Raw genomic sequence first — 8,730 nt, 5'->3', positions numbered from 1 at the left:
CCGCGGATGCTGAAAGAGGCCCTTGAAAATGAAGAACGAAGAATGAAGAATGAAGAATCTTTGAGAAATGAAGAATTAAGAATGAAGAATGAAGAATTGCCTGCGGATGATGAAAATTCTTCATTCGGAGGCGAAGCCGACATTCTTCATTCTTCATTACCCAAGCGCCTTCCCGCCCTGATAAAGCTTCTCGTGAGCCGCACGCCCGATGTTTATAAACCAGCCGTGGCACATGCCGTCTTTCCCGCGCTAGGTGCGCACCTGCATCGCGTAAGGTTTAAATACATCGACAACGTGGAGCACGAAGCCACCTTGATGAACGTGCTGATGGCCGGCACGGGCGCAGGAAAAGATTGCATCTCCGAGCCCATCAACCGTATCATGGCCGACATCCGCCGACGCGACGAGGACAACCTCCGCCGCGAACGCGAGTGGAAGAACGAGGTGACTTCGAAGGGAGCGAACAAGGACAAGCGACAAAGGCCCGAAGGTTTGATCATCCAAGAGATTGACGCGGACATGACCAATCCCGCCTTCGTGATGCGCATGGCTGAGGCCGACGGGCACTTCCTCTACACGAAGTTGAACGAGATTGACCAGTTCGACGCCTTGCGCGGAAGTGGACGGGGCGGCCAACAATTCCAAATCATGTGCCTCGCCTTCGACCCCGGCAACCGCTACGGGCAGACGCGTGTGGGCGTGCAGAGCGTGACGGAGAAGGTGACCATCCGCTTCAATTGGAACGCCTCGACTACCATCCAGAAAGGGCGGCGGTACTTCTCAAAAGTTTTGACAGACGGTCCCATCTCGCGCATCAACTTCTGCACCATCCCCGAGCGCGAAATCGGTGCGGACATGCCCGTCTATGGCACGTATGACGCCGCTTTCGACGAGGAGCTTCGCCCCTACATCGAGAACCTCGTCAAGGCGCAGGGCTTGATAGATTGTCCGCAGGCCTATAAGCTCGCGCAGAAGCTCAAGGAAGAGTGTGCCGACTTCGCCCGCCTCTCGCAGAGCCGTGTGTACGAAAACCTGTCGTTTCGTGCCAACGTCATCGCTTACCTGAAGGCGTGCGTGCTCTACGTGGCGAACGGTTGCCGTTGGGACAAGACGTTCGAGGACTTCATCCGCTGGTCCTTGCAATACGACCTGGCATGCAAGATGGAGTTCTTCGGCGACGCCATCGAGGCCGCCATGAACATGCCCGCACCCGACCCTCACAAGCCCGGACGTCGCAACTTGCTGACCCTCCTGCCCGACGACTTCAGCTTCGACCAGGCCGTGCGCGTGCGTCAGGAAGCGGGGCTCGACGCCAAAGGCACCAGCCACATGCTGAGCCAATGGAAGGTACGCGGATACATCACAATTATCACAAATCACAATTACCGAAAACTAAAATACAGAAGCGATGGAATTGACCTTGACACGAACCGAAAAGACTAAAGACTACACCATGGGCCGCCTCGAGATAGACGGCGAACACTTTTGCGACACGCTGGAGCCTACGTGGCGCGACTTGGGCCCAGGCAGGCCCGGCCACAAGATAGCAGGCCGCACGGCCATCCCCGACGGGCGCTACCCCGTGGCGGTCACTTGGAGCCCCAAGTTTAAAAAATGGCTGCCCCTGCTGCTCCACGTGCCCCAGTTCGAGGGCATCCGCATCCATGCCGGCAACACGCCCGACGACACGGAGGGATGCATCCTCGTGGGCCTGCGCGTGAAGCCCGGCAAGGTGCTCGACTCGCGCCTCTGGGAACATCGCCTCGTGCGCCGACTGGCCTCCCGCCCGCTGGGCGAAGGGGTGTGGATCAGCGTCGGCTGAGGGCGTACGCTTCAAGTGCACACACTCAAAAATTTTCCGCACCAACATGGCAAAAGATGAAATTAAACTTATAACTTTGAAGAAGCTAACGGGGGGGGGAATGCATCGCATCCCTCCGTAGCAGAAAACCAATGGAGAACTCGAGAAAATGAGAAAAGAACGCTTACATTCCTGCCCCGAACTGATAGACTACATCAACGAAATAGGCTTCCTGCCCCTGCTCAGCATGGGCGTCGAAGGCTGGTCGGCCGAAGAAGTGACGGACGAAGATTGCCAATACACCCGCCTGCCCGACGGCGGATGGGAATGGCCCCTCTGGACGTGGAAGGGCGCCATCCTTCAGGAGAGCGGATGCGCCTACGGCAAGTTCTTCCAAAACAAGGCGGCCTTTATCAGCCGCGAATGGTGGCCGGACTTCTGCAACTATCGCCGGAGCGTCTGCCCCCGCCCCGAAGAAGGAAGCATCGAAGAAAGCATCCTCGACATCCTGCGGACCGAAGGGAGCCTCATCACCCGCGACCTGCGGGCGGCCTGTGGCTTCACAGGGCCGAAGATGCGGAGCCGCTTCGACGCCTACCTCACCCGCTTGGAGATGGGCGGCTATATCGTGACGGAAGATTTCGTCTATCCACACGACCGTCACGGACGGGAATATGGCTGGGGATGGTCTCTGCTCACTACGCCCGAAGCGCTCTTCGGACGCGAGGCTTGCCACCCCGACCGCACGCCACAAAAATCGCGCGAGAGGATGCTCGACCATTTCAAAAAGATTTTGCCGAACATCCCCTCGCAAAAGCAAGACCTCCTGCTCAGATAATCCAAGCAAAACAGGCCTTCTGTATCTGTCCTATCTCCGCCGACGGCGTCAGAACTCGCTCGTGAAGTGGAACTTGATGTGCTTGAAGTCCATCTGCGCCATCTGGAGCACGTAGCCCGAGTCGGCCAGGAAGACGTCGCGCCCCTCGCGGTCCTTGGCCATGTACTGGTACTTGCGCTTCTTGAAGGCTTCGAGCTCAGCAGGGTCGTCGCTCTCGATCCAGCAGGCCTTGTAGAGGCTCACGGGCTCCCAGCGGCACTTGGCGTTGTACTCGTTCTCCAGGCGGTACTGGATGACCTCGAACTGGAGCTGGCCCACGGTGCCGATAATCTTGCGCCCGTTGAACTGGTTGACGAAGAGCTGGGCCACACCTTCGTCCATCAGCTGGTCGATACCCTTGGCCAGCTGCTTCTGCTTCATGGGGTCGGCGTTCTCGATGTACTTGAACATCTCCGGCGAGAAGCTGGGCAGGCCGCGGAAGTGGAGCTTTTCGCCCTCGGTCAGCGTGTCGCCTATCTTGAAGGTGCCGTTGTCCGGCAAGCCGATGATGTCGCCCGCCCAGGCCTCGTCGACGGTGGTCTTGCGCTGGGCCATGAACTGGGTGGGGCTGGAGAAGCGCATCACCTTGTCGTGGCGCACGTGGTAGTAGGGCGTGTTGCGCGAGAACTTGCCCGAACATACCTTGCAGAAGGCGATACACGAACGGTGGTTGGGGTCGATGTTGGCCGTAATCTTGAAGATGAAGCCGGTGAACTTGGGCTCGTCGGGTTGTACGTCGCGCTCCTCGGCCTTGACGGGACGGGGGCTGGGAGCTATCTCGACGAAGCAGTTCAGAAGCTCCTCGACACCGAAGTTGTTCAGCGCCGAACCGAAGAACACGGGAGCCACCTCGGCCTTGAGGTAGTCGTCAACATTGAACTCGGGATAGACGCCCTCGATGAGCTCCAGCTCGCCGCGCAGGCGATCGGCCAGGTCGGCACCGATACGCTGGTCCAGTTCCTCGGTGTGGATGTCTACGGCCACCTTCTCCGTCACCACCTGTTTGGAGGGTTGGAAGAGGTTGAGGTTCTGCTCGTAGATGTTGTAGACGCCCTTGAAGCGGACGCCGCTCTCGATGGGCCACGTCAGGGGACGCACGTGGATGTGGAGCTCTTCCTCGAGCTCGTCCAGCAGGTCGAAGGGGTCCTTGGCCTCGCGGTCCATCTTGTTGACGAAGATGATGACGGGAGTGTTGCGCATGCGGCACACTTCCATGAGCTTGCGTGTCTGCGTCTCCACACCCTTGGCGCCGTCCACCACGATGATGACGCTATCCACGGCGGTCAGCGTGCGGTAGGTGTCTTCGGCAAAGTCCTGGTGACCGGGGGTATCAAGGATGTTGACCTTGTAGTCCTTATAGTCGAACTCCATGACCGAGGTGGTGACGGAGATACCACGCTGCTTCTCGATGTCCATCCAGTCGGACGTGGCGGTTTTCTTGATTTTGTTGCTCTTGACGGCGCCGGCCACCTGTATCTGTCCGCCGAAGAGCAGGAGCTTCTCGGTGAGCGAGGTCTTACCGGCATCGGGGTGCGCGATGATCGCAAACGTTCGTCTTCTTTCGATTTCCTGATTTGTTGCCATATATTTTCTTTTTCAGGTATGGATTACATTTTTCAATTTTCAACTTTCAATTTTCAATTTCTCCAAGCACTCGGCCAGCGATGCCTCCCAATGAGGGATGTCGATGCCATAGGTTTGCTTGATGCGCGTCTTGTCGAGCACGGAGTAGTGCGGACGGGGCGCCTTGGCCGGATATTCGTCCGTGTGCAGGGGGCTGACGCGACACGTGGTGATGCCCGCCAGGCGGTGGATGGCTATAGTGAAGTCGTACCACGAGCAGACGCCTTCATCGCTGAAGTGATAGATGCCAGGCACAATGCCCTGCTCGATGGCGGCAAAGATGGCCTGTGCCAGGTCGGCCGCATAGGTGGGCGTACCTATCTGGTCGAACACCACGCCCAGCGACTCGCGCTCGCGCCCCAGGCGGAGCATGGTCTTCACGAAGTTGTTGCCGAAGGTGGAGTAGAGCCAAGCGGTGCGTACAATCATGGCACGGCTACACTTCTGCATCACAACCTCTTCGCCCGCCAGCTTGGTGCGACCATAGACGGAGTTGGGACAGGGCGTATCGTCCTCGCGATAGGGCACGTGGGCCGTGCCGTCGAACACGTAGTCGGTAGACACCTGAATGAGGGCGGCCCCCACGGCCTCGGCGGCTTCGGCCAGATAGCCGGGTGCCAGGTGGTTCAGACGATCGCAAAGCTCAGGATTGTCCTCGGCCTTGTCCACGGCCGTGTAGGCGGCGCAATTCACGACCACATCCACCCGACGGTCGGCGATGAAGGCACGCACGGCGTCGGCATCGCAAATGTCCAACTCCTGCACGTCGGTAAAGAAATAAGTGTGTTGCGGATGGGCGGCGGAGAGCACGCGCATCTCGTTGCCAAGTTGACCGTTGGCGCCGGTTATCAGAATGTTCATATCAGTCGTCCAATTTGAGTTCTCCCTTTTTGTCCTTGTCGTAATAGTTGGCCAGCATCGAGACGAAAGCACTCACGGCCTCCATCGCCTTGGCCGTCCCCTCGCTGATCTCCTTCTTCTGCAAACGCAGGAGCAAGACGCCATAGAGGGCTTCGAAGCAGGTCTCCAGCTCGGGCTCGTCTTTGTGACCATTGCGTTGGCGAAGCTCCACGATGAAAGGCAGCGCCTTGAAGTAGGCCGCGTTGTAGAAAGGATACTTCGTGGAGGCCAGCAGGGCGCCGTGTAGCTCGGTGAGGTTCTGAATGACGTTGCGGTTGATCTGAAGATGTCCCTTCTCCACTACGCCTTCGGCACGCATCATGTCGCACAGGTTGGCATACCATTCTTCGAGTGCCGGACGTTGGTCTTCAGGATAACGATCGATGACCTGCTCGCGCAGGCGGTCGATGTCGCACCCGTTGGCACGTATCAGGTCTTCCACCTGCCACATGTATATCAAATATTCGGCAATGTTCTGTTCTTTTAGTTTTTTAGCGATTATCATTTCTGTTGACAACTAATACAAGGATTCTCCCATCAAAGTGAACACCAGGCCCAGTATCGACACGATGGCCACAATGCTACCAATCACACGATTCAATATCCAAATGCCGCGCAGGTTGAAGCGAGCGCGCACTTTGTTGACAAAATAAGTGATGCCGAACCACCACGAAAGGGCTCCCAAAGCAATGGCCAGATAGCCCGTGACGGCCTCGAACAGGAGTACGCCCGGACTGATGAACGCAAAGCGGGCGAAAAGTCCGACAAAAAGCAGAATGATAAGCGGGTTGGAAAGCGTAACAAAAAACGCCGTAATGAAATTATGCAAATACGTACCTTTACTGGTAGATACAGGGCGAAGTGAATGCACAGGATTGCTCCGGAAAGTATAGATACCAAAAGCCAGAAGCAAGACACTACCGAAGAGCTGAAGGTAAAAAATGTTCTTATTGACATAATCGAACACAAAGCTCATGCCATAGCCCGTCAGGAGGGCATAAAAGATATCGCTCATCGCGGCACCAATACCCGTGACGAAACCATACCAACGGCCCTTATTCAACGTACGCTGGATGCATAATACACCCACAGGGCCCAGCGGCGCCGATACAATGACGCCGATAATAAAGCCCTTCCACAAGATATTGAATATGGTCTCCAACTGAATCATGGGTGCAAAGATAGTGCAAAGCGAGGGAAGTACAAAAGCGAAAACAGAGTTTTTGAGTTTTTGACTTTTTACGTCCGAGGTTCACCCTTCTTCCATTTTCCACACTTTTTTATCAACCCAACTTTCCGATCACCGCCACCTTGATAACTCCATCCAGCCGATTCTCGAACACGTGATAAGCCTTTTCAATCTCCGAAAGAGGGAAACGGTGAGTTATAAGCGGCGTAGTATCAATCTGGCCTTCGGCAATCAGACGAAGAATCTCTTCACAATCGCATCCATCCACACCGCCCGTCTTAAACGTAAGGTTCTTGCCATACATGTCGGGCAAGGGAAGAACTTGCGGACGGTCATAGAGGGCCACTACGGTAACAATCGCGTTCGGACGAGCACACTCCCATGCCAGTCGGAAGGTGTCATCGGCACCTGCCACTTCAATAACCACATCTGCCCCGCCATGTGCGCTATTCGCCTGAACATACGTCTTACACTCTTCAGGAGAAACAACCTGAACCTCAGGATAATGCATACGCAGGAAGCGAGCTCGCTCAGCCGACTTTTCGCATACAATGATACGTTGGGGATGCTTCAGACGAGCACAAAGCAAGGTACAGATGCCCGTAGGACCTGCGCCTATGATAAGTACCGTATCTTCTGGCTTTATTTCCGAAATGCGCGCCGCCCAAAAGCCCGTAGCCAAAATGTCGCCCACGAACAAGGCTTGCTCATCGGTCACCCCCTCAGGAATACGATTCAATCCCTGATCGGCATGGGGCACACGGACATATTCAGCCTGTCCCCCATCGATACGACAACCCAATGCCCATCCTCCATCAGGGTCTTCACAATTGTTCACATAGCCATGCTGGCAAAAAAAGCATTCGCCACAGAAGGTTTCGACATTAACCGTCACCCGATCGCCAGGCTTAACGCTATGCACATCCGTTCCTACCTGCTCGACTATTCCTACCATCTCGTGCCCAACGGTAATGCCTGGCACGGCACGAGGCACACTTCCATGTTTGATATGCAAATCGCTGGTACAGATGCTCCCAAGCGTGACGCGCACCAAGGCGTCATGCGAATCTTTCAGCGTGGGTATTGGTTTCTCTAGCAAGGCAAATCGTCCACGCTCCACGTACGTATATGCTAACATTTTATTTCAATTTTCAGGTTCTTCATTCTTTCCATTTTCTTCCTCCACGACTTCTATCAGGAAACTAACAGGGCGAAAGCCGTCGTTACACGAAATCATGGCCGAACGCTTGTTCTTCATCCATCCGTCATACAGATCTGTTGCCCCATATGTCAAAGCCATTACAAAAGGCGACATGCTTTGCCAAGCGCTCTCACAAAGCCCTTTCGGCTTTTCCCAACCATTGGCTATGAAGACTTGTCCTTCTTCCACATCGCAGGCATGCTCCAGCGGGTTCTCATAACGCTCCATCAAATCCTTGTAACAAGCTTTACGCATAACGGTGATTTTAATCTTCCTCATATCCATATTCTCCCAATCCAACAATCAATCTTTATATCTCAATTCCCAAAAGGCAACCGCCGAAGCGGCCGCTACATTGAGCGAATCCACTCCATGTGCCATCGGTATGCGTACCACGTAGTCTGCTTCGGCAATCGTTTCCATCGGCAAGCCATCCCCTTCGGTCCCCATGACGATAGCCAATCGCGACTCGGCCTTCAAGGCAGGATAATCCAACGGCACCGACTGATCCGTCAAGGCCATGGCCGCCGTACGAAAACCCATACGGCTCAACTCTTCGAGCGAACCATCCAACCAAGTCCAAGGCACAAGAAACACTGATCCCATCGACACGCGTACAGCCCTACGATTCAAAGGATCACAAGAATTGCGCGTCAATAATACCCCATCAATACCCAAGGCTGCCGCCGAACGAAAAATAGCGCCGATATTAGTCGTATCCACCACTCCATTTATGACCACCACACGATGTGCATGCCTGCACACATCCTCCACACTTCGAGGAACAGGACGCCGCATGGCACAAAGTACACCACGTGTCAAGGTATAGCCCGTCAATTCGGCCAACAAATCGCGTTCGCCTGTATAAATAGGAATCTCTGAACAACGGGTAACGATATCAGCCGCATCTCCCGTTATATGCTTCCGTTCACACAAAAGCGCCAACGGTTCATAACCCGCATCCAAAGCAACACGAATCACTTTGGGACTTTCAGCTATAAAGATACCCTTGTCTGGTTCCAGGCGATTGCGCAACTGGGCTTCGGTCAAAGCGCCAAATATTTCGACACCAGGATGCTGAAGAGAAGAAATTTCAATAATAGGCATACTACTCTGCTATTTACCAAACAAAGATACAC

9 protein-coding genes and 1 pseudogene are annotated in these 8,730 nt (G+C 55.0%); 3 read left to right on the top strand and 7 right to left on the bottom strand.

The genetic code is table 11. From position 1 onward, the window contains the following. From HF894_RS01900 to HF894_RS01890, 3 genes and pseudogenes are all read left to right on the top strand, one after another. Positions 1-1,443 (top strand): annotated as a pseudogene (locus HF894_RS01900) (BT4734/BF3469 family protein); the annotation flags it as partial. Further along, the gene (locus HF894_RS01895; RefSeq protein WP_021846188.1) at positions 1,409-1,822 is read left to right on the top strand and encodes a DUF5675 family protein; all 414 of its coding nucleotides are present in this window, start codon (positions 1,409-1,411) and stop codon (positions 1,820-1,822) included. The pseudogene HF894_RS01900 and the gene HF894_RS01895, both read left to right, overlap by 35 nt. A 148-nt stretch (positions 1,823-1,970) precedes the next feature. Further along, a complete protein-coding gene (locus HF894_RS01890) occupies positions 1,971-2,639 on the top strand; it encodes an AlkZ-related protein (protein ID WP_021846189.1) in 669 nt (222 codons plus the stop codon). 48 nt (positions 2,640-2,687) lie between these two features. Here HF894_RS01890 and HF894_RS01885 read toward each other — a convergent pair whose 3' ends face one another. The 7 genes from HF894_RS01885 to HF894_RS01855 all read right to left on the bottom strand — a co-directional run bounded on the left by HF894_RS01885 (position 2,688) and on the right by HF894_RS01855 (position 8,698). Then, entirely contained in the window at positions 2,688-4,262 is a 1,575-nt protein-coding gene (locus tag HF894_RS01885) for a peptide chain release factor 3 (protein WP_021846190.1), read from the bottom strand. A 39-nt stretch (positions 4,263-4,301) separates the two neighbouring features. Continuing rightward, entirely contained in the window at positions 4,302-5,162 is an 861-nt protein-coding gene (gene rfbD / locus HF894_RS01880) for a dTDP-4-dehydrorhamnose reductase (RefSeq protein ID WP_204970879.1), read from the bottom strand. 1 nt (position 5,163) lies between these two features. Beyond that, positions 5,164-5,706 carry a DUF4924 family protein gene (locus HF894_RS01875; protein WP_075319322.1) on the bottom strand — a complete coding sequence of 181 codons (543 nt, stop codon included), beginning with the start codon at positions 5,704-5,706 and terminating at the stop codon, positions 5,164-5,166. A 12-nt stretch (positions 5,707-5,718) separates the two neighbouring features. Continuing rightward, on the bottom strand, positions 5,719-6,372 hold the full coding sequence (locus HF894_RS01870) for a LysE family translocator (protein ID WP_021846193.1): 654 nt from the start codon (positions 6,370-6,372) through the stop codon (positions 5,719-5,721). 112 nt (positions 6,373-6,484) lie between these two features. Next, positions 6,485-7,528: an alcohol dehydrogenase gene (locus HF894_RS01865; RefSeq protein WP_204970878.1), complete on the bottom strand. Its 1,044-nt coding sequence runs from the start codon at positions 7,526-7,528 to the stop codon at positions 6,485-6,487. 6 nt (positions 7,529-7,534) lie between these two features. After that, on the bottom strand, positions 7,535-7,870 hold the full coding sequence (locus tag HF894_RS01860; RefSeq protein ID WP_204970877.1) for a TIGR04076 family protein: 336 nt from the start codon (positions 7,868-7,870) through the stop codon (positions 7,535-7,537). A 24-nt stretch (positions 7,871-7,894) separates the two neighbouring features. Next, on the bottom strand, positions 7,895-8,698 hold the full coding sequence (locus HF894_RS01855; protein WP_204970876.1) for a TrmH family RNA methyltransferase: 804 nt from the start codon (positions 8,696-8,698) through the stop codon (positions 7,895-7,897). Between the last annotated feature and the right edge of the window lie 32 nt (positions 8,699-8,730).

The organism is Caecibacteroides pullorum (assembly GCF_019239235.1).
Taxonomy (GTDB): Bacteria; Bacteroidota; Bacteroidia; order Bacteroidales; family Bacteroidaceae; genus Bacteroides; species Bacteroides pullorum.
The sequence above is the reverse complement of the archived record's forward strand: the minus strand, read 5'-3'. Positions and strand labels throughout refer to the sequence as shown.